General features: G+C 60.8%; 21 protein-coding genes. 10 read left to right on the top strand and 11 right to left on the bottom strand.

Translation table 11 applies throughout. The features are described from left to right. Positions 1–72 precede the first annotated feature (72 nt). Both phnH and phnG read right to left on the bottom strand, forming a co-directional pair. A complete protein-coding gene (gene phnH / locus EDE09_RS16975; RefSeq protein ID WP_132411920.1) occupies positions 73–675 on the bottom strand; it encodes a phosphonate C-P lyase system protein PhnH in 603 nt (200 codons plus the stop codon). Continuing rightward, positions 675–1,148, bottom strand: a complete 474-nt coding sequence (gene phnG / locus EDE09_RS16970; protein ID WP_112796343.1) for a phosphonate C-P lyase system protein PhnG — start codon at positions 1,146–1,148, stop codon at positions 675–677. Before phnG ends, phnH begins: the two co-directional genes overlap by 1 nt. Positions 1,149–1,231: 83 nt before the next feature. Here phnG and phnF point away from each other — a divergent pair, with 83 nt between their 5' ends. Continuing rightward, positions 1,232–1,972: a phosphonate metabolism transcriptional regulator PhnF gene (phnF, locus tag EDE09_RS16965; protein ID WP_112796345.1), complete on the top strand. Its 741-nt coding sequence runs from the start codon at positions 1,232–1,234 to the stop codon at positions 1,970–1,972. Positions 1,973–2,009: 37 nt separating this feature from the next. Here the strand turns inward: phnF and EDE09_RS16960 are convergent, their stop codons facing one another. From EDE09_RS16960 to mepA, 7 genes are all read right to left on the bottom strand, one after another. After that, entirely contained in the window at positions 2,010–2,645 is a 636-nt protein-coding gene (locus EDE09_RS16960) for a 2,3-bisphosphoglycerate-dependent phosphoglycerate mutase (protein ID WP_112796347.1), read from the bottom strand. A 24-nt stretch (positions 2,646–2,669) separates the two neighbouring features. Continuing rightward, positions 2,670–3,488 carry a 4-hydroxy-tetrahydrodipicolinate reductase gene (gene dapB / locus EDE09_RS16955; protein ID WP_112796349.1) on the bottom strand — a complete coding sequence of 273 codons (819 nt, stop codon included), beginning with the start codon at positions 3,486–3,488 and terminating at the stop codon, positions 2,670–2,672. A gap of 125 nt (positions 3,489–3,613) precedes the next feature. Further along, the gene (locus tag EDE09_RS16950; RefSeq protein ID WP_280952540.1) at positions 3,614–4,303 is read right to left on the bottom strand and encodes a YrbL family protein; all 690 of its coding nucleotides are present in this window, start codon (positions 4,301–4,303) and stop codon (positions 3,614–3,616) included. Between the two features lie 93 nt (positions 4,304–4,396). Beyond that, entirely contained in the window at positions 4,397–6,184 is a 1,788-nt protein-coding gene (locus EDE09_RS16945) for an ABC transporter ATP-binding protein (protein WP_105373937.1), read from the bottom strand. A 126-nt stretch (positions 6,185–6,310) separates the two neighbouring features. Next, positions 6,311–7,333: a glucokinase gene (locus EDE09_RS16940; RefSeq protein WP_112796353.1), complete on the bottom strand. Its 1,023-nt coding sequence runs from the start codon at positions 7,331–7,333 to the stop codon at positions 6,311–6,313. An 8-nt stretch (positions 7,334–7,341) separates the two neighbouring features. Beyond that, the gene (locus tag EDE09_RS16935; RefSeq protein ID WP_105383765.1) at positions 7,342–7,722 is read right to left on the bottom strand and encodes a methylglyoxal synthase; all 381 of its coding nucleotides are present in this window, start codon (positions 7,720–7,722) and stop codon (positions 7,342–7,344) included. A 116-nt stretch (positions 7,723–7,838) separates the two neighbouring features. Continuing rightward, positions 7,839–8,894, bottom strand: a complete 1,056-nt coding sequence (mepA, locus tag EDE09_RS16930) for a penicillin-insensitive murein endopeptidase (RefSeq protein ID WP_112796355.1) — start codon at positions 8,892–8,894, stop codon at positions 7,839–7,841. Between the two features lie 218 nt (positions 8,895–9,112). Between mepA and EDE09_RS16925 the strand changes: the two genes are divergently transcribed. The 7 genes from EDE09_RS16925 (at position 9,113) to pncB (ending at position 17,751) form a co-directional block, all read left to right on the top strand. After that, positions 9,113–10,918, top strand: a complete 1,806-nt coding sequence (locus EDE09_RS16925; RefSeq protein ID WP_245422983.1) for an extracellular solute-binding protein — start codon at positions 9,113–9,115, stop codon at positions 10,916–10,918. Positions 10,919–11,054: 136 nt separating this feature from the next. Then, positions 11,055–12,137: a microcin C ABC transporter permease YejB gene (locus EDE09_RS16920; protein WP_105373932.1), complete on the top strand. Its 1,083-nt coding sequence runs from the start codon at positions 11,055–11,057 to the stop codon at positions 12,135–12,137. After that, positions 12,137–13,285 carry an ABC transporter permease gene (locus tag EDE09_RS16915; RefSeq protein ID WP_105373931.1) on the top strand — a complete coding sequence of 383 codons (1,149 nt, stop codon included), beginning with the start codon at positions 12,137–12,139 and terminating at the stop codon, positions 13,283–13,285. Before EDE09_RS16920 ends, EDE09_RS16915 begins: the two co-directional genes overlap by 1 nt. Positions 13,286–13,289: 4 nt before the next feature. Beyond that, positions 13,290–14,918, top strand: a complete 1,629-nt coding sequence (locus EDE09_RS16910) for an ABC transporter ATP-binding protein (protein ID WP_112796357.1) — start codon at positions 13,290–13,292, stop codon at positions 14,916–14,918. Positions 14,919–14,933: 15 nt separating this feature from the next. After that, positions 14,934–15,884, top strand: a complete 951-nt coding sequence (locus EDE09_RS16905; protein WP_112796359.1) for a glyoxylate/hydroxypyruvate reductase A — start codon at positions 14,934–14,936, stop codon at positions 15,882–15,884. A 149-nt stretch (positions 15,885–16,033) separates the two neighbouring features. Then, on the top strand, positions 16,034–16,282 hold the full coding sequence (locus EDE09_RS16900; protein ID WP_112796480.1) for a hypothetical protein: 249 nt from the start codon (positions 16,034–16,036) through the stop codon (positions 16,280–16,282). Positions 16,283–16,446: 164 nt separating this feature from the next. Then, positions 16,447–17,751, top strand: coding sequence for a nicotinate phosphoribosyltransferase (gene pncB / locus EDE09_RS16895; RefSeq protein WP_132411918.1), 1,305 nt, complete (start codon positions 16,447–16,449; stop codon positions 17,749–17,751). A 51-nt stretch (positions 17,752–17,802) separates the two neighbouring features. Here pncB and EDE09_RS16890 read toward each other — a convergent pair whose 3' ends face one another. Further along, positions 17,803–18,201, bottom strand: a complete 399-nt coding sequence (locus EDE09_RS16890; RefSeq protein ID WP_105373926.1) for a DUF1236 domain-containing protein — start codon at positions 18,199–18,201, stop codon at positions 17,803–17,805. Positions 18,202–18,478: 277 nt separating this feature from the next. On the opposite strand from EDE09_RS16890, the gene EDE09_RS16885 reads away from it, so the two are divergent. Together EDE09_RS16885 and EDE09_RS16880 are read left to right on the top strand one after the other, a co-directional pair. After that, complete coding sequence (locus tag EDE09_RS16885) at positions 18,479–18,874, top strand: response regulator (RefSeq protein WP_157949092.1); 396 nt, start codon at positions 18,479–18,481, stop codon at positions 18,872–18,874. A gap of 94 nt (positions 18,875–18,968) precedes the next feature. Then, entirely contained in the window at positions 18,969–19,976 is a 1,008-nt protein-coding gene (locus EDE09_RS16880; RefSeq protein WP_112796482.1) for an NAD-dependent epimerase/dehydratase family protein, read from the top strand. Between the two features lie 40 nt (positions 19,977–20,016). Here the strand turns inward: EDE09_RS16880 and EDE09_RS16875 are convergent. Beyond that, positions 20,017–20,574 (bottom strand): cupin domain-containing protein (locus tag EDE09_RS16875; protein ID WP_132411916.1); only part of this gene is annotated, 558 nt, incomplete at its 5' end.

The raw sequence follows: 20,574 nt of genomic DNA, 5'->3' as shown, positions 1-20,574 counted from the left end.
CTGCCCGTCTTCGGCACCACTTCCGGTGCGGAAGGATTGGTCGTTGGGTCGAAAGGCGCCCGCACGCGACTTTCATTGGACCGCGATCTGCGTGGTCCGCGGCAGGCACAAGAGGCTCTTGCCCGCCGTCAGGATGACGTCGACGCCGCGCGGAAAGAGCGCGCGGTTATCGGCCCAAAGGCGCGGAAAAACCTCCGGCAGGCCTTTCAGCTTGACCGTCGTCGTCTGTTGAATGCCGGGGCCTTTCAGCGTCAGGGCCTGGCCCTGGCCCAAGGCGCCGATCTCGATCACCAGGGTCGTGGAGCGGTCGGGATATTCCTGTGTCCCGGCGACAAAGAGGCCGAAGGAGGAGGGTGCCACGCCGGCCTCCACGAAAGCAAAGCGGGATTCCGCCTTCTCGCGCGTGATCGGCGCACCAGTATGAAAGCCGATCCACTCGGCTGCGGGCGACTTGAGGAGGCCCGCGCTCAGCCATGTCGGGGTGTCGTGGTCGCAGAGCGTCAGCGCAATTGCGCCCGCTGCTTGGCCGAGTGGCTCGGGCTGGCCGATATCCATTGCGATGGTGTGTACCGTTCCCGGCCGCGCCATGCCATCCATCAGCATGCGAAAGACGCCCTGTGAGTGGAATACCGGTTCCTGGAACCCCCCGGACAGAGCTTGCGTCTTGATGTTCATCAGTCCTCCCCCCGCACCATTGTGAAGAAATCGACGCGGGTGGCGGCCGTTTCCTCCGCTGTCCGCTTGTCTTCCGCCGCGATGCGCGCCTCAATCGGACCGAGCAGGGTGCTTTCCACGAAGTCTCGTTTCGCCCTTTCCTGCCAAAGTGCATCGAAGATCGCCGCAAGCCGCGCCTTCGCCTTGTCGGTGCCGAGCGCATGGGCGTGGCCGGCAACGCCGGACGGTAGGAGGATCGTTGCCCGCGTCACGGTGGCCTCCCCGAGATTGAACGGGGCGCCTCCGCCGCCGATCCGCCCGCGTATCATCACCAGACCGGTTTCCGGTCCGCGCACGGCTTTCACCTCGGGTCTGTCGGGCAGCGTGTCCCAGGCGGCCTGCAGTTCATCCATCTTGGCCTGAGCCAAAAGGCCGGCAGCGCGGCGGCGGCCTTGGATATCGGCAATCGGCTCGATTTCTTCTGCTGGGTCCATTGCTAAACCTCTAAATGTCTATTAATATAGACAACCATACAAATTACTTTACCTGTAACCTTTGGATATAACAAGCGTGTGACATGGATGTGGGGCAAGTGAACGTACAGCGGCAGAATGGCGTGGCCCTCTGGCGCCAGATTGCGGACCGGATTCGCGCATCGATCGCCAATGGCGAGTACGACGCCTCCGGCAAGGTGCCGCCGGAGATGGCGCTGGCCGCCCAGTTCGGGGTCAACCGCCATACGGTAAGAAGTGCGCTCGCGGCCCTGGCGCAGGAGGGCATCGTGCGGGCCGTGCAGGGCCGCGGCACGTTGATCGAGCGCAAGGAACGCCTGAATTTCCCGATCACGCGGCGCACCCGGTTCAATGAAGGCATCGGCGATCAGGCGCGGGAAAAGGAAGGCCTTCTTCTGCACTCGGGCGAGGAGCCGGCGTCGGCCAGTGTGGCGATACCGCTGGGCCTTGAGGAGGGCGCGCCGGTGATCCGACTGGAAACGCTCCGCAAGGCCGACAGCCGGCCGGTTTCGCGGTCGACTGCATGGTTTCCGGCCGCACGCTTCGCCGGAATTGCGGAAGCCTATCGCGACAGCGGTTCGATCACTGCCGCTTTCAAGGCCCTTGGCCTTCCCGATTATTTGAGAACTTGGACGGAAATAACCGCGAGCCACGCCGACGAACAGGACCGCGCGGATCTCAAACTGTCGCCGGGAGCGATCATTCTGATCGCACGGGCTTTGAACACCGATCCGGACGGGGCGCCGATCCAGTATGCCGTCAGCCGGTTTCCGGCCGACAGCGTCCAGTTTACGATCGAGCACTGAACGGCTCGCTCAGGTCTCGATCGGAAGGAGAGCCGCCTCAGTGGGCGCCGGACATGTCGCCAAGGATTTCCTTGGATGCGACGGTCGAGTCCGGGTTCAGCTTGTAGACCATCGGCACGCCGGTTGCGAGGTTGAGCTTCAGGATCTCCTCCTTGCTCAGCCGATCGAGCACCATCACCAGCGAGCGCAAGGAATTGCCATGCGCGGCGACGAGCACCGTCTGTCCGCGCAGCACGCGCGGCAGGATTTCGGTCAGATAGTAGGGCCAGACGCGGGCGCCGGTATCGCGCAGGCTTTCGCCGCCGGGCGGCGGCACGTCATAGGAACGGCGCCAGATATGCACCTGCTCCTCGCCCCACTTGGCACGGGCATCGTCCTTGTTGAGGCCGGAAAGATCGCCGTAGTCACGCTCGTTGAGGGCTTGGTCGCGGATGGTTTCGAGATCCGGCTGGCCCACCTTGTCGAGCACGATCTTCAGCGTATCCTGCGCGCGCTTCAGCACCGAAGTGAAAGCGATATCGAACTTGATGCCCGTATCGGCAAGCGCCTGGCCACCGGTCTCGGCCTCCTGAATGCCGAGCGGCGTAAGATCCGGGTCCCGCCATCCGGTGAAAAGGTTCTTCAGGTTCCAGTCGCTCTGGCCGTGGCGAACAAGGACGAGAGTTCCACTCATAAGATCAATTCCTCCAGGTGGATTTCAGGAAAGCCCGAGTACATCGAGCATCGAATAGAAGCCGGGCTTCTTGTCGCGCGCCCAGAGCGCAGCGGCAACGGCGCCGCGCGCAAAGATGGAACGGTCGCGGGCGCTGTGCGAAAGCGTCACGAGTTCGCCTTCCCCTGCAAGGATAACCGAATGATCGCCGACGACCGAGCCGCCGCGCAGCGTCGCAAATCCGATCGTTCCGGCAGGGCGCGGCCCGGTATGGCCGTCGCGTACGCGTACCGACTGGCTGGCAAGATCCACGCCGCGACCCTTGGCCGCCGCTGCGCCGAGGAGCAGCGCGGTGCCGGACGGCGCGTCGACCTTGTGCTTGTGGTGCATTTCCACGATCTCGATGTCCCAGGCTGAGGCAGGCAGAGCCTTGGCGGCTTGAGCGGTCAGGACACCGAGCAAGTTGACGCCGAGGCTCATATTGCCGGATTTGACCACGCGCGCATGGCGGGCTGCTGCCTGGAACTTCTCCTCGTCCGCGGCCGAGCACCCCGTTGTGCCGATCACGTGGACGATACGCGCCTGTGCAGCCAGACCGGCAAATGCGACGCTTGTTGCCGGTGTGGTGAAATCGAGCACGCCTTCGGCATCCAGAAAGGCTTGCAGGGGATCGGTGGTGACGGGCACTCCGAGCGGTCCGACTCCGGCGAGTTCGCCGGCGTCCTTGCCGACAAAAGCCGATCCCTCGCGTCCGACTGCCGCATGCAGCTTTACGCCTTCGGTTTCATGGATCACTCGGATCAGGGCTTGACCCATCCGGCCCGCTGCCCCGACCACCACGAGTTTCATGTCGCTATTGCTCATTCCGCCTCACCAGCCGACACATCACGGCGTCTGCTCCACGCCGCGATCGATAGCAGAGAGGTCTGGTTGCACGGAACTTTCGACAGGTCAAGGCGACGTGCGCCTTCGCTCGGTCGTCCGTGCGATCAACCGGCGAGTTTGATCGCCTCCGGTCTCGGATCGAGGCGTTCGGGCTGTGAGCCCGATTGCATGGCCTTCGCCATCTTCCAAAGCACCTTGCGGTGATAGCGCTCCAGCTTCAATCCGTTGAGATAGCGGCTCGCCGAATAGAGCTTGAAGAGGCTCTTGTCTCCCGTGCCGTCGATGCAGACGATGTGTTCGCCCCCATCCGCCTTCGGAGCCACGACGAAATTGCCGGGGGTCTTGTCCATCAGCACGATATGTCTCTTGCGACATTCCTCGAAGAAATCGGCCAGCATGTCGTAGTGCCGTTGCGTAACTTTGCCCGAGCGCGCGAGCGAAAGAAGCGTCGGCGCCATCTGGCCGTTCCGGTCGCAGATCTTCTCCACGACAAGGCCGAGGCCCAGTGACGTATGGACAAGCCCAAAGACCTTGGCGATGGGAAGTTCAGCGGCATTCCATTGTGCGGATTTTCGCGCCTGTTCCAGGTATTCGTCGAATTCGCGACGGAATGTCATATAGGCGCCAAATCGGCGATACTTGCGAAAGAACAGGAGTCTGTGCCTAGTCTTTCGGCTTCCGTTCACGCCGATGCATTCGGGCTTGACCAGCTTTATCAGAACATCCGGATAGTCCGCGGACGCATACACATCCCGGGCAGAGCCTTCGGCGATCTTCGACCATCCGTCGGCCAAATCCAAAGGCGATCCGAACAAATAAATACCCCCCGCATGTTTGTCACAGAATTGTAACAAACATGCGGTGGCAGATCAATGAGTTATGGTCGTCTAGAAAAGTTCAGATCCGGAGGTGCGCTGGAGATTGTTCAGCCGGGCATAGATGCCGTTGGTCATCTGTATCAGCGAATTGTGGTCGCCTTCTTCCACGACCTTGCCCTGTTGCATGACGATGATCTTGTCCGCCCGAACCACGGTGGACAAACGGTGGGCGATAACGACGACGGTGCGGCCATGCATGGCTTCGTCAAGCGCCTTCTGAACCGCGGCTTCGGATTCGGTGTCGAGGGCGGAGGTCGCTTCGTCCAGAAGCAGGATGGGAGCGTTGCGAACAAGAGCGCGGGCGATGGAAAGTCTCTGCCGCTGGCCGCCGGAGAGCGTGATGCCGTTTTCGCCAACCGGGGTTTCGTAACCCTGGGGCTGTTCCATGATGAAGTCATGCGCGTAAGCCAGGCGGGCGGCTTCCTCCACTTCGAGGTCCGTGGCTTCTGGCCGGCCGTAGCGGATGTTGTCGCGGATCGTGCCCTCGAACAGATAGGGCTGCTGCGAAACGTAGGCGAGTTGGCTGCGTAGCGACCGTTTTGTGATGTGGGCGATATCCTGCCCATCGATCAGGATCGCCCCTCCAGCCGGATCGTAGAAACGCGGGATCAGGCTGATCACGGTCGACTTTCCCGCTCCCGACGGTCCGACCAGCGCGGTGGTCTTTCCGCCCTCGGCGACAAAACTGACACCATTCAGGACGCTGTCGGCTCCATAGCCGAAACGGACATCCCGGAATTCTATCTTCGCCTCGGTCACGACAAGATCCCTGGCGTCCGGCAGATCGCGCTGGCGCGGCTCCATGTCGAGAAGCTCGTAGATCATCCGGGCGTTGACGACAGCGCGTTCCATTTGCACCTGAAGTCGCGCAAGCCGGCGTGCAGGGTCATAAGCCATGAGAAGCGCGGTGACGAAAGCGAAAAACGCCCCGGGAGGGATATTGTCGTAGATCGACCGGAAGGCGGCATAGGCAAGCACGCTCGATATCGCAAAGCCGGCGAAGGTTTCGGTAAGCGGCGCCGTCCGTTCCGTCAGGCGGGCGATACGGTTTGCACGGTTTTCCGCGGCTCGGATGATCTTTTCGAGCTTGCGCGTCAGTTCCTCTTCCATCGTGAACGACTTGACGATGGTCATGCCGAGGATCGTTTCCTGGGTCGCTCCGAGCACGTGGCTATTGAGCTCGATCGCCTCCTTGGTTGCCGCGCGCAGACGTCTGGACACGTATCGGAGGGCAAGAAAGAGCGGCGGTGCGACCGCAAAAACAATCAGCGACAGGACCCAGTCCTTCAGGATCATCACGCCGATCAGCGAAACAAGGGTCAGGAGATCGCGCGCCGTCGACGTTACCGTCAGGTTCAAGACGTCACGAATGCCGTTTATGTTCTGGCTGATCCGAGCCGCCAGATGAGCCGAGCGGGACTCGTTGAAGAAACCGACCGACAGCGTCATCAGGTGCGAAAAGAGCCTTCGCTGGTAACTGGCGACGATGTTGTTGCCGATCTTCGAAAGTGTGACCGAATGGCCATAGGTTGCGAGACCTCGGAGCACGAAGGCGGTGAAGATGGAGAGGCAGATCAGCCAGACGACATCTGCGCGCTTGTTGGCAAAAGCCTCGTTGACCACCGACTCCATGATCCAGGCGGTGAATGCCGTCGACAGTGCCACGACCGCGAGACAGAAAATCGCGAAGGCATAACCACGGATATGGGCGCGACCGTTTTCGGCAATCACGCGCCTCAATACCGCAACAACGGTCTCTGAATCGACTTGTCGTTTGATATTCTTGGCGGCTTTCAAAAGGCTTTCCCGTTTCGGCCCACCGGCCGGCAGTTCCGTGTGCCGGCGGTATTAACCGTTCAGGCGAAGTTTTGAAAGCCGCAGGACCAAGATTCGGCGACGCTGTTGCATTCGGGCATGGAGCTGTTACCGCTGCCAGCGGCGGCCATCCATGGAAATTCCGTAGGCGGCGGGGGTTCTGGCGAAGCTCGCAAGCCCGGCAAGTGCGGCCTGCGGATGAGTGACCACGAAAGTCGGGATTGTGGCCATCAGCTCGCTATGCGGCGCCTTGTCCTCGAATGCGGCCCGGAAAGCCGGCGCTCTCAGGGCAGGAAGTATCTTTTGCGAGATGCCGCCGGCGAGATAGACGCCGCCCCGAGCCATGAAGATCAGCGCCATGTCGCCTGCCACCCGGCCAAGATAGGTGGCAAATAGCGAAAGCGTCTCGGCGGCTTGCGGATTTCCGCCGTTGAGACCATTTGCCGTGATGTCTGCCGGGTCGGAGAAAGCGGGTTCAATTCCGTCGGCGGCACAGACGGCCTGATAGATGTTGACGACGCCGCGGCCGCTCAGGATCTCTTCTGCCGAAATGCGGCCCTCTATCCGCTTGAGATGCGGAAAGATCTCGAAATCCCGCTCCGAGCGCGGACCCACATCCACATGCCCGCCTTCGCCCGGAACCGGGAACCAGATATGACGCGCATAGACAAGACCCGCGACGCCAAGGCCGGTGCCGGGCCCAAGAACGACGCGGGAGGCCATGTGCGGCTCTCCCTTCGGTCCTAGTGCTTCGCGGTATTCGTCCGGCAGGGCGGCAGCGGCCAGCGCCTGCGCCTCGAAATCGTTGACGACCAGGACATCCTCGAAACCGAGATTGACGATCATCGCCTTGGGACGGACGACCCAGTCGCAATTCGTCAGATCGATTTCGTCCCCGTCGATCGGCCCTGCGACGGCAAGTATCGCCGAACGAGGTTGGACGGAGGTCTTGTCGAGGACCACGACCTGAATCGCATCGTCGATGGTCGGATAGTCGGCTGTCCGCACGTTCGGAAACGCTTTCGGCTCCGCATAGGCGTCGATCAGGATGGAGAAGCGGGCATTGGTGCCGCCGATATCGCCGATCAGGATGGGAAAGGGCAGCTTGTCGGTCTTCATGCTGTCGGCCATGGCGAGGCTCAGTCCTTCTGAAAGTCGATGAGTTTTTCGGCCGTGGCACGATTGAGCGCCATCGGAATGTCGTAGACGGTCGCAAGCCGCGTCAGTGCCTTGACGTCCACGTCATGCGGCAGGGCGCTCAAGGGGTCTATGAAAAAGATCAGCATATCGACCTCGCCGGTAGCGATCATCGCACCAATCTGCTGGTCTCCTCCAAGGGGACCGCTTTTCAGTCGCGTGACGTCGAGGCTCGGACAGGCATCCTGTACCCGCCCTCCGGTCGTGCCGGTGGCGACGATGCGGAAGCGCGACAGCGAGCCTTGATGATGGCGGGCGAAATCCGCCATGTCGTCCTTTTTCTCGTCGTGCGCGATCAGCGCGATGCAGGGCTTGGGCGACATAAACGAGCCTTCTCCCAGGAACGGTTTCAATCGATTTACACGCTTCTAGCGTGCCCGATTGTTCTTGGGAAGGTGGGGGAGCTGCCGACGCTTTCAAGCGCCGGCCTTGTCGATCGTTATTGCAGCGGCCGGGGCGTCGGGAGAGGAATCTCGGCAGTCGGCACAGGCGGATCGTTGATGATGGCTTCGATGTTGCTGGGCGGCGTAGCGGAGGCTGGCTGGGAGGTGAAAGCCATTGCGCCGCCGCCGAAGGTCGCCTCCTCTTCGCGGCGGGCAGGGGCCGAAAGCACGGCTGCGCAAGCCTTTGGCAGATCCGACAGCATCACGGGACGCGGTTTCACCGGCTTCCTGTTTGGATCGGGTTTCGGTGCCGCCCAGGGTTCCTTGGTAAACCACCAGGCAAGCGACTTGTCGCACCCGTCGCCGGCCGTGACCGGCGCCTGCTTCTGGCAGCCGGACGCTCCGGCGGGGCAATGGATGCGGATGTGGAAGTGTTCGTCGTGGCCGTAGATCGGTCGAACCTTGCCGAGAAGCGAGCGGTCGCCCGTCCAGGTGTCGCAGAGCTTCTTCTTGATCGCCGGGTTGACGAAGACGCGCTCCACCTGTGGATAACTCGCCGCCTGCATTACCACGCGGGCGTGGGTGGGTGTCCATCGCTTCGGGTCGACGGTCAGGAACTTGCTCTTGTCGAGCATGGAGGTGAACGGCATGCTTTCGCGTTCCTGGGGCGAAAGCGGCTGGTTGGGTTTCGGCGTAAACCAGACATCCGCGTCGAGGCCGATCTGGTGCGACGAATGGCCGGATAACATCGGTCCCCCGCGGGGCTGGGAAATGTCGCCGACGAGGATGCCGGATCCCCAGCCGAGCTTGGCCGCATCGCGGGAAAACTGCTCCAGAAGCGTAATCATCTGCGGATTGCCCCAGCGCCGATTGCGCGAAAGGCGCATGGCCTGCCAAGTGGGACCGTCGGTCGGCAGCGCCACTGCGCCCGACATGCAGCCCTTCGCGTAAAAACCGACCGGCTGGGGATCGGCCTTGCTCGGCAGCGCCACGCCGCCGAAAAGCTGTTTCGCCGGGGTGCCCTCCTGTGCTGCCGAAGGTCCGGCCAATGCGGTGCAAAGAAGCGCGGTCGCAACCGCCTGCAAAATAATTGAACGCGAAATCGATGCCATGCCCATCCGCCGCAAATCACTCAGTAGCTTCGAATCTACTGTGAAATACGATTTTGGTGAAATGGAGATCGAAGAAGCGCTGTCCCGATACGGAAGATAAAGCGCTTGTGAGCAGGAGTTCCTGTTTTTTGCCGCCTTTTGCCCTATGCTTCGGCGCAACAAAGAATTCGAACAAGGGGTAGCGAATGAATTTGGCTCGGCTGAAAGGCAGCTTTGGAATGTTTCTCATGGCGGTTGCAGTGGCGGCCGCACCCGCCGCGGCGCAGGAGCCACAATGGCGGCATGCGATTGCTGTTCTCGACGAGCCGAAGCTGCCCGCAGATTTCAAACGGCTTCCCTATGTGAACCCCGACGCGCCGAAGGGCGGCGAACTTCGGCTTTCCGAGGAAGGGACGTTCGACAATTTCAATCCCCTCATCGATCGAGGCACGCCGGCAGCTGGACTCGGCACCCTGTATGATACGCTTTTGAAACATTCCGAGGATGAAGTTTTTGGTTCTTACGGCCTTCTGGCCGAGGCGCTCTCTTATCCGGAAGATATGTCTTCCGTGACCTTCCGTCTTCGCCCCGAAGCAAGATGGGCGGACGGACAACCCGTGACGCCTGATGACGTGATCTTCAGTTTTCAAAAGGCTAAGGAGCACAGTGCGCTTTACTCGAACTACTACCGGCACGTGACAGCGGCGGAAAAGACGGGCGAGCGTGAGGTTACGTTCCGGTTCGACGAAAAGAACAATCGGGAGCTGCCAGCCATCGTCGGCGATTTCCCCGTGCTGCCGAAGCATTGGTGGGAGGGCAAGACTGCTCAAGGCCAGCAGCGGGATATCTCTCGCACCACGCTGGAGCCTCCTATGGGGTCCGGCCCCTATAAAATGGCTGCCTTCCAGCCGGGCGCGACTATTCGCTACGAGCTGCGCGACGATTATTGGGGCAAGGATCTTCCGGTCAATGTCGGCCAGTACAATTTCAAGGTGATCAGCTATACCTATTTCGCCGACCGCGACGTCGAGTTCGAAGCGTTCCGTGCAGGCAATATCGATTATCAGCAGGAAAACAGTTCGAGCCGCTGGGCCACACGTTATGATTTCGATGCGGTAAAGGACGGCCGGGTCGTTCGTGAGGCTCTGACCAATCCGTTCCGGGCGACCGGTGTAATGCAGGCTATGGTGCCGAATATGCGCCGCGACATCTTCAAGGATGCTCGGGTGCGCGAAGCGTTGAACTATGCTTTCGATTTCGAGGACATGAACAAGAACCTGGCCTATGGCGGCTTGAAACGTGTCGACAGCTTCTTCTGGGGCACGGAGCTCGCCTCCTCGGGCCTGCCGCAAGGCCGCGAGCTCGAAATTCTTCAGGGCCTGAAGGACAAAGTGCCAGCTTCGGTATTCACCACGCCTTACACCAATCCGGTGGGCGGCGATCCGCAGAAGGTGCGCGACAACCTGCGCAAGGCGATCGGCCTGTTCAAGGAGGCGGGCTGGGAGCTGAAAGGCAACCAGATGGTGAATGCCAGGACCGGGAAGCCCATGAGCTTTGAAATACTGCTTAGCAGCCCCTCCATGGAACGGTCCGTGCTCCCCTATGTGGCGAGCCTGAAGAAGATCGGTGTCGACGCCCGCATTCGCACTGTGGATGCTTCGCAATATGTCAATCGAACCCGAAGCTTCGACTACGACGTGATCTGGGCGGTTTGGGCGCAGACGATGAATCCCGGCAATGAACAATCCGATTATTGGGGATCGGAATCCGTCAATCGCACAGGCTCGCGCAACTATGCCGGCATTGCCGATCCGGCGGTCGACGAGCTGGTCCGCATGATCACCGCCGCTCCCAATCGTGAGGAACAGGTAGCGGCGATCAAGGCCATGGATCGCGTACTGCTGGCGCACCACTATGTCGTGCCTCTCTTCTATTCCGGCGAAGCGAAGATCGCCTACTGGAACAGGATTGCCCGGCCCGCCGAACTGCCTGCCTACGGCATAGGCTTCCCTGCCATCTGGTGGTCGAAGAGTGCCGGCAAGTGACGAGACTTGCGCCGCAGGCCGGCTCCTGTTCCAAATGGGGCCAGATGATTCGCAGGCAGGTACGAGGAAAACGCCGTTTGACGTTGGTTATGATGCGCGGTGAGGCAAAGTTCGCCATGACGGACAGGGAGTTCTAATGGGCGCCTATATCCTCCGCCGTCTCCTGCTGATGATACCGACGCTTGTCGGCATCATGGCGATTTCCTTTCTCGTCGTGCAGTTTGCGCCTGGTGGCCCCGTCGAGCAGATCATCGCGCAGATTCAGGGCCAGGACACCGGCGACCGGCTTTCCGGCGGTGGCAGCGATGTGCTGAGCCAGGGCGGTGGAGAAGAGTCCCGTTATCGCGGCGCCCAAGGGCTCGATCCTGAATTCATCAAGAAACTTGAACAGCAGTTCGGCTTCGATAAGCCGCCGCTGACGCGGTTCCTCGACATGATGTGGAACTACATCCGCTTCGATTTCGGAGAGAGCTTCTTCCGAAATACCTCCGTTATTGGACTGATCGGCGAGAAGCTGCCGGTGTCGATCTCGCTCGGCTTCTGGATTCTCGTCGTTTCCTACCTGATCTCTATACCGCTCGGCATCCGCAAGGCGGTGAAGGACGGATCGACCTTCGATGTCTGGACCTCCGGCATCATCATCATCGGTTATGCCGTGCCGAGCTTCCTTTTCGGCATCCTGCTGATCGTGCTGTTTGCCGGCGGGTCCTTCTTCGATTGGTTTCCGCTGCGCGGCCTCGTGTCGGATAATTTTTCCGAGCTTTCCTGGTGGGAAAAGATCGTCGACTACTTCTGGCACCTGACCCTGCCGCTGATCGCACTTTCGCTTTCGGCTTTCGCCACCACGACGCTGCTCACCAAGAACTCCTTCATCGACGAGATCAAGAAGCAATATGTCGTCACCGCCCGCGCCAAGGGTCTTAACGAACGCCAGGTGCTCTACGGCCACGTTTTTCGAAACGCCATGCTGATCGTGATTGCCGGTTTCCCCGGCGCTTTTATCTCGGCCTTCTTCACCGGGTCGCTTTTGATCGAGAATATCTTCTCGCTCGATGGCCTGGGCCGGCTGAGCTACCTCGCGGTCGTCAATCGCGACTATCCGATCGTCTTCGGCACGCTCTACATCTTCTCGCTGATCGGTCTCATCGTCGCTCTGATCTCCGACCTGATCTACACTTGGATCGATCCGCGCATCGACTTCGAGCGGAGGGATGTCTGATGGAGGCATCCGCCGCAAAGACCACGGTTCAGGTAGATCGGCCGTCCAGGCGCCCCTGGCTTTCGCCAACCAATCGGCGCCGGCTGGACAACTTCCGCGCCAACAAGCGCGGTTACTGGTCCTTCTGGATTTTCATGATCCTGTTCGTGCTCAGCCTGATGGCCGAGTTCATCGCCAACGACCGGCCGATCCTTGCCTCGTACAAGGGGGAAATTCTTTATCCGGTTCTTGTCGATTATCCGGAGGAAAAGTTTGGCGGCTTCCTGGCCACCACCGATTACCGCTCGGACTTCATTCAGCAGGAGATCGACGCCAACGGCTGGATGATCTGGCCGCCGATCCGCTATTCCTATCAGACGGTCAATTCCAATATTCCGCATTCGGCTCCCACCGAACCGTTCTGGATGATGGCCAAAGGGGATCGGTGCAAGGCCTATCCGCAAGGCGATCAGGATCCCAATTGCATCCTCGGCAACATGAACTGGCTCGGCACAGATGACCAAGCGCGCGACGTGACCGCCCGCATGATCTATGGATTCCGCATTTCGGTCCTGTTCGGCCTGGCGCTCACCATCTGTTCGGCGATCATCGGCGTCACGGCCGGCGCGATCCAGGGATATTTCGGAGGCTGGACGGACCTCCTGCTCCAGCGCTTCATCGAGATCTGGTCGTCCATGCCGGTTCTCTACATTCTTTTGATCATCGCGGCGATCCTGCCGCCAGGCTTCTTCGTCCTGCTCGGCATCATGCTGCTTTTCTCGTGGGTGGGATTTGTCGGCGTGGTGCGGGCGGAGTTTTTGAGAGCCCGCAATTTCGAATATGTCCGGGCGGCGCGTGCGCTCGGCGTCGGCAACTGGACCATCATGTACCGGCACCTCCTGCCGAATGCCATGGTGGCGACGCTCACCTTCCTGCCGTTCATCCTGTCCGGCTCGATCGCGACCCTGACCTCGCTCGACTTCCTCGGCTTCGGCATGCCGCCGGGCTCGCCGTCGCTGGGCGAGATGGTTGCGCAGGGCAAGAACAACCTGCAGGCACCGTGGCTGGGGCTTACCGCCTTCTTCACCATGTCGGTCATGCTGTCGCTGCTGATCTTCGTCGGCGAAGCAGTGCGCGATGCCTTCGATCCAAGAAAGACGTTCGGTTGAGCCTATGACAGAACCGCTCCTTTCCGTCCGTGATCTCTCAGTCGCCTTCCGTCAGGGAAGCGATACCTCGCTTGCCGTCGACAGGGTATCTTTCGAAATCCACCCGGGCGAAGTCGTGGCGCTGGTGGGAGAATCCGGATCCGGCAAATCGGTGACGGCCAATTCGATCCTGAAGCTTCTTCCCTATCCGGCCGCCAGCCATCCGTCGGGTGAGATCTTTTTCGAAGGTAGGGACCTGTTGAGGGCCTCCGAGCCGGAGCTCCGTAATGTCCGCGGCGACGACATCACGATGATCTTCCAGGAGCCGATGACATCGCTCAATCCGCTCCACACGATCGAAAAGCAGATCGGCGAGATTCTCGAGCTGCATAAGGGCATCACCGGCCAGATCGCCCGCATCCGCACCCTCGAACTGCTCAATCAGGTTGGCATCCGCGAGCCCGAGAAACGACTGACCGCCTATCCGCACGAACTTTCCGGCGGACAGCGCCAGCGTGTGATGATCGCCATGGCCTTGGCGAACCGGCCGAAACTGCTGATCGCCGACGAGCCCACGACAGCGCTCGACGTCACGGTTCAGGCGCAGATACTCGACCTCCTGCGCAGCCTCAAGGGCGAGCACGGGATGTCGATGCTGTTCATAACCCACGATCTCGGCATCGTCCGCAAATTTGCCGACCGCGTCTGTGTGATGACCAAGGGCAGGATCGTCGAGAGCGGCACCGTTGAGGACGTCTTCTCCCGTCCGCAGCATGAATACACCCGCCACCTGCTGGGCTCCGAGCCGCGCGGCGAACCGCCGCCGGCCAATCCGACGAAGCCGGTCATCATGGAAGGCAAGGACATCCGTGTCTGGTTTCCGATCAAGGCGGGCTTGATGCGTAGGGTCGTCGACCACGTGAAGGCGGTGGACGGCATCGATCTCACCCTGCGCGCCGGCGAAACTCTTGGTGTCGTCGGGGAGTCCGGCTCCGGCAAGACCACGCTCGGCCTGGCGCTCGCCCGTCTCATCTCGTCGCAAGGCCGTATCGCCTTCATCGGTAACGAGATCGACAAGTTCTCGTTCAAGGAGATGCTGCCCTTCCGCGACCGGCTGCAGGTGGTGTTCCAGGATCCTTACGGATCGCTCAGCCCCCGCATGTCCGTCGGAGAAATCGTGGCTGAAGGGCTGAAGGTGCACGAGCGCTCGCTCTCCGCCGACGAACGGGATAAACGTGTCGCCTGGGCGCTGACGGAGGTCGGGCTCGACCCGGCCACACGCTGGCGGTATCCGCATGAGTTTTCCGGCGGCCAGCGGCAACGCATTGCAATTGCGCGGGCCATGGTCCTGAAGCCGCGTTTCGTCATGCTGGACGAACCGACATCGGCGCTCGACATGACCGTACAGGCGCAGGTCGTCGATCTCTTGCGGGATCTCCAAAGGAAGTACGATCTGGCCTACCTTTTCATTAGTCACGACCTGAAGGTTGTGAAGGCGCTTGCCAATCATGTGATCGTCATGCGGCTCGGCAAGGTGGTGGAAGAGGGGCCGGCCGAGCAGATATTCAAGGCACCGAAGGAGCAATATACCCGGGCCTTGATGGCCGCTGCCTTCAATCTGGAGGCAGTCGAGACCTCCGCCATCAGCCAGTAGCCCTAAGGTAACCTCATGTCCGCCCAAAAGCCCGTCGTCATCGATCTCAAATTCGAGCGTCGCGAGGTCGATGCCGCGCTTGCCAATGCCTTTTCCGGCCGGCAGGTGCTGCGCGCCTCCGATCCTGACCTCGATCTGTCAGAAGCCCGTTATGCGGTCATCTGGAAACCGGAGCCAAACCTGTTTCGGCGTGCTCCAAATCTGCAAGTGCTGTTTTCGGGCGGAGCAGGCGTGGATCACATCCTCACGCTGCCAGACTTGCCGGATATCCCGATCGTTCGCTTCGTCGATGAGAGCCTGACGACCCGCATGAGCGAGTGGGTGGTGCTGCAGGCCTTGAGCCACCTGCGTCAGGTGCCGGCCTATCTGAAGCAGCAGCGCGAACGCCAGTGGCGCGAGCTTCCACAGCCGGAGGCAAGGGACTTGACCGTCGGAGTCATGGGTCTTGGTGTGCTCGGCCAGGATTCGGCAAGGAAGCTGAAGATCATGGGCTTCAACGTTATCGGCTGGTCGCGCAGCAGGAAGACGATCGACGGTATCGAGACATTCGACGGCGCCGAACTGGAAACGTTCCTGTCCAAGACGGACATACTTGTCGGCCTCCTGCCTCTGACGCCCGATACGCGCGGCATCTTCGACGCGGCCCTGTTTTCTAAGCTTCGGAAGAGTGGGGCGCTCGGAAAGCCGGTCTTCATCAATGCCGGCCGCGGCGGCAGTCAGGTGGAAGCAGACGTGATTTCGGCACTCGAGGGCGGGGTCCTAGGTGGCGTGTCGCTCGACGTATTCGAAAAGGAGCCGTTGCCGGCTGACAGCCCCCTGTGGCGGATGGAGAATGTGATGGTAACGCCGCACGCGGCGTCGGCTTCCGATGTCCGGGCTTTGTTTCGCAATGCGGAAGCCCAGATGGAGCGTTTCGAGGCGGGACAGCCTCTGCAGCATCTGGTCGACCGCCGCACCGGCTATTGACGCACGGGAACATTCGCATCCCAGGACCGTTTCTTGCGCAGGAGCCGGGCACTCCGGCAAACAAGGAGCGAATCATGAACACCCGTTTCGATCCCAAGGAGCCTGCAGGCCGCCGTCCCAACCCGCCCGGTTCGCCCGCCGAAGAACCGATGAGCGCGACGGAAGCCCGTCAGGGACGAAGAGGATCGCCGGTCCTGATCGTGCTGGTGGCCGGTCTCATCCTGGCTCTGCTCGCATGGGGGGCCGCAGAATGGTGGGGCGAGGCGACCGATCCCCCTGCGGAACAGACGGCAACACCGCCTGCGGCCAGCACCGCGCCGGAAAACCCGAATGTCGCACCGTCCGCCAATCCGGCCAATCCGCCGGCTCCGACACCGCCTGCCAGCACCAATCCATAAGGCTGCAATCGGCATCGCTCGGCCGCGATCCCTCGCGGCCGAATTGCGTTCTGGACTTCCTCCGCTTTTTTTTCGATAAAACTGCCGGAGGTTGATCAGCCGCTGCCTCCGGATGCATCTCACTCGGCGGAGCCGGTCCGTAACGGATCGGGGGCAGGCAGGGCATGACCAAGACCGATATTGCGAGCAGGGTTTACAATCACACCTGGAAGCTCGACCCGATCATCCGAAGCCTGATCGATACGGACTTCTACAAGCTCCTGATGCTGCAGATGATCTGGAAGCTCTATCCCGATGTCGACGCGAGTTTTTCTCTCATCAACCGCACGACCAGCGTCAGGCTTGCGGAAGAGATCGACGAGGGCATGCTGCGCGAGCAGCTCGATCACGCCCGTACGGTCGGCCTTTCAAAGAAGGAGATGATCTGGCTTGCCGGTAACACGTTCTACGGAAAGAAGCAGATCTTCGAGCCGGAATTCCTGAATTGGCTGTCCACCTACAAGCTGCCCGAATACGAACTGTCCAAGCGCGACGGCCAGTTCGAGCTGAGCTTCCATGGCCGCTGGATGGAAACCACGCTCTGGGAAATTCCGGCACTCGCCATCATCAACGAGCTCCGATCCCGGGCGGCCATGCGGCGCATGGGTCCCTTTACCCTGGACGTTCTATATGCCCGCGCCAAGGCCAAGATGTGGGAAAAGGTCGAACGGCTGCGCACCCTGCCGGGGCTGCGCATCTCCGATTTCGGCACGCGGCGGCGCCACAGCTTTCTCTGGCAGCGCTGGTGTGTCGAGGCGCTGAAGGAAGGGATCGGCGAGGCCTTCACCGGCACCAGCAATGTGCTGCTCGCCATGGATTCCGACCTCGAAGCCGTCGGCACCAACGCCCATGAATTGCCGATGGTCGTAGCGGCCCTCGCCAATAGCGATGAGGAATTACGGGCCGCACCTTACAAGGTCCTCAAGGACTGGAATCGGCTCTATCACGGCAATCTGTTGATTGTGCTGCCGGATGCTTTCGGCACCGCCGCATTTCTTCGGGATGCTCCCGAATGGGTCGCTGACTGGACCGGCTTTCGCCCCGACAGCGCGCCTCCTATCGAGGGCGGAGAAAAGATCATCGAGTGGTGGCAGCGGATGGGCCGCGACCCGAAAAGCAAGTTGCTGATCTTTTCGGACGGGCTCGATGTCGACGCCATCATCGACACGTATCGGCATTTCGAGGGGCGGGTCCGGATGAGTTTTGGCTGGGGGACGAACCTCACCAACGATTTTGCCGGCTGCGCGCCGCAAAACGTCGAAAGCCTGAAGCCGATCTCGCTCGTCTGCAAGGTCAGCGAGGCCAATGGGCGACCTGCGGTCAAGCTGTCGGACAATCTGCGAAAAGCCACCGGGGATCCGGCAGAGGTGGAGCGTTATTTGAGGTTATTCGGTCAGGAAGACCGCGTCGATCAGGCCGTATTCGTCTGAAATACAGGCCCTCGATACAATGAGGGCCTGTATTTCATAAGTGGTTTTGGCTTACTGGATAACCTGAACAACCGTGTGCGTCTGCGGGTCCACGATCACGCGCTGATTGTTGACAACCGCATAGGCGTATTTCGGATTGCTCGGAACCGGGGTCACGACAACCTTCTTCGGAAGCGGCTTACCGACCACGATCTTTTCTTCGACCATGACGGAGGTCGTCGAAGCGGGCTGTTCTTCCACATAGGTGACGACCTCACGCGGCGGCGGGTCGATCGCAGTGCCGGCGACGGCGCCAACGACGCCGCCGACTGCGGCGCCGACAGGACCACCAACGATCGCACCGGTTACTGCACCGCCGGCTGCGCCGTTAACGGTGCTTTGTTGCGCACCTGCCTGAGTGGCGAAGCAAGCGGCGAGAATGGCGCAGGAAGTCACAATAATCTTTTTCATAGTTCTTCTCCTTCGTAGAGCTTCCGAGCAGATAACCCTCGAACCTCAAGGCGGTTCCGGCGACCTTGTAACCTTTCGTAAGCGAGTGAAAACTTGGGAGAGCGACGGGAGCAGCGGCGAGAGACTTTGGAGAGCCGGGTTTATCTTGATTTGCAGGTTCAGCGCCCGTTAACGATGCGGGCTCATGCTTGCCAAAAAAACCATCCTGAAAATCCTCCTCCTATTGCCAAGAGGAGATCGGATTCTATTTGTTTTCCTGAAGCCGGGAGGTTCTTGTATGGAATATCGTTTCCTCATCGTCGAAGACAGCCTGCTGGTGGCGATGGATATCGAGGATGCCATTCACCGGAGCGGCCACGATGTGGTCGGCATTGCGCCCGACATGACGGTGGCGCTGAATTACACGCGCGATACGGATATCGCTTTCGTCGATGTCCGCCTTGCCGACGGCGAGACCGGCCCGGAAATTGCCAAGGCGCTTGCTGAATATGGCATCGTGGTGATCATGATCACGGGTAACCCCGGCCTTGTCGCCGCCGGCGTGTCCGGCGTCCTCGGCGTCATGGCCAAACCGCTCACCGACCAGGCCTCCATGGACCTGATCCAGTTCGCTGTCGACCGCAAGAATGGCCGGCCCGGCACGCCGCCCGCGAGACTGCGGCTCTTTCACTAGACATCGCCGAGGCGAGCAATAGCTGCCGAACCAGCGGATGACAGACCGCGGCTTCCGCTGTATGGGAGACGCTACGGCAGCAGCGGGTTTTTCAATGCGTTATTTCATCACCGGAACGGCAGGCTTCATCGGGTTTCATCTGGCACGGCGCCTGCTGGAACAAGGACACCAGGTCCTCGGCTTTGACGGCATGACGCCCTATTACAGCCTGCGGCTGAAGGAAGCCCGACATGCGGGTCTCGCGCAGTTTCCCACCTTCCGGCCGGTGATCGGCATGCTCGAAGACAAGCCGCTGCTGGAGGAGGCGATCTCCGGCTTCAAGCCGGATGTCATGGTTCATCTCGCAGCCCAGGCCGGCGTGCGCTACAGTCTCGAAAACCCGAAGGCGTATCTGGATTCGAACCTGGTCGGTTCCTGGAATATCCTGGAGCTCGCCCGCACCCATGGCGTGGGCCATCTGATGCTTGCCTCCACGTCCTCCGTCTACGGCGCCAATCCGGAGGTGCCCTTCCGGGAGACGGACAAGGCCGACGAGCCGCTGACCTTTTATGCCGCTACGAAGAAGAGCATGGAGCTGATGGCCCACAGCTATGCCCATCTCTATAAGCTGCCGATCACCGCCTTTCGGTTCTTCACCGTTTACGGGCCCTGGGGCCGTCCCGACATGGCGCTCTTCAAGTTCGTCAAGGCGATGATCGAGGAGCGCGAGATCGAAATCTACGGCGAAGGCAAGATGAGCCGGGACTTTACCTATATCGACGACCTCGTGGATTCGATCATCGACCTGTCGCGCATCTTTCCTGCTGAGGACAACCGGGTGGCAGATGTCGACACGTTGTCCCGCCAGGGCCCGTTCCGCGTGGTCAACATTGGCGGAGGACAACCGGCAGGCCTCCTCGATTTCGTGGAGACCATCGAACGGGTCATGGGCAAACCTGCCAAGCGCAGGATGCTGCCGATGCAGAAGGGCGACGTGCCGCGGACCTATGCAAGCCCCGATCTTCTTGTCGCACTGACCGGCCGCAAGCCCGAAACCGGGCTCGACGAAGGAGTGAAGGCCTTCGTCGAATGGTATCTCGATCACCGCAGCGAGATCGATTGATCTCGTGAGTGATGTCACGCCGCCAATGGCGGCGCTCTCCTCACCCTCTTCCGAACTCGTCCACAATACGGATGATGTCGTCTTCGCCGAGATATGATCCGGTCTGGACTTCGATCATTTCGAGCGTGATCTTGCCTGGATTGGCGAGGCGATGGACCTCGCCCTGGGGGATGTAGACGGATTCGTTTTCGCGCACGATTTTGATCTCGTCGCCGATCGTCACCTCTGCGGTGCCCTTGACACAGATCCAGTGCTCGGAGCGGTGATGGTGTTTTTGCAGCGACAGTTTCTTGCCGGGGGTGACGAACAGCCGTTTGACCTGGAAGCGGTCGCCGTTGAGCACCGAGGTGTAGCCGCCCCAGGGGCGGTAGGAGGTCGGATGGGTTTGTGTGAGTGCCGCGGTCGCCTTTGCCGCGGCGAGCTGCTTGACGAGCTTGCCGACATCCTGGCTGTCCTCCAGCCGGCCGACATAGACGGCGTCCTCGCTGGCGATGACGGCCACTCCGTCCAGGCCCTGGACGGCCAGATGGCTGGTGCGCGACATGACCAGCGAGTTCCTGGTGTTGACGAGCGTCGCATGGCCGGAGGCGACGTTGCC

It is taken from the genome of Neorhizobium sp. S3-V5DH (assembly GCF_004343065.1).
Taxonomy (GTDB): domain Bacteria; phylum Pseudomonadota; class Alphaproteobacteria; order Rhizobiales; family Rhizobiaceae; genus Neorhizobium; species Neorhizobium huautlense.
This window is presented reverse-complemented; position numbering and strand designations above follow the sequence as displayed.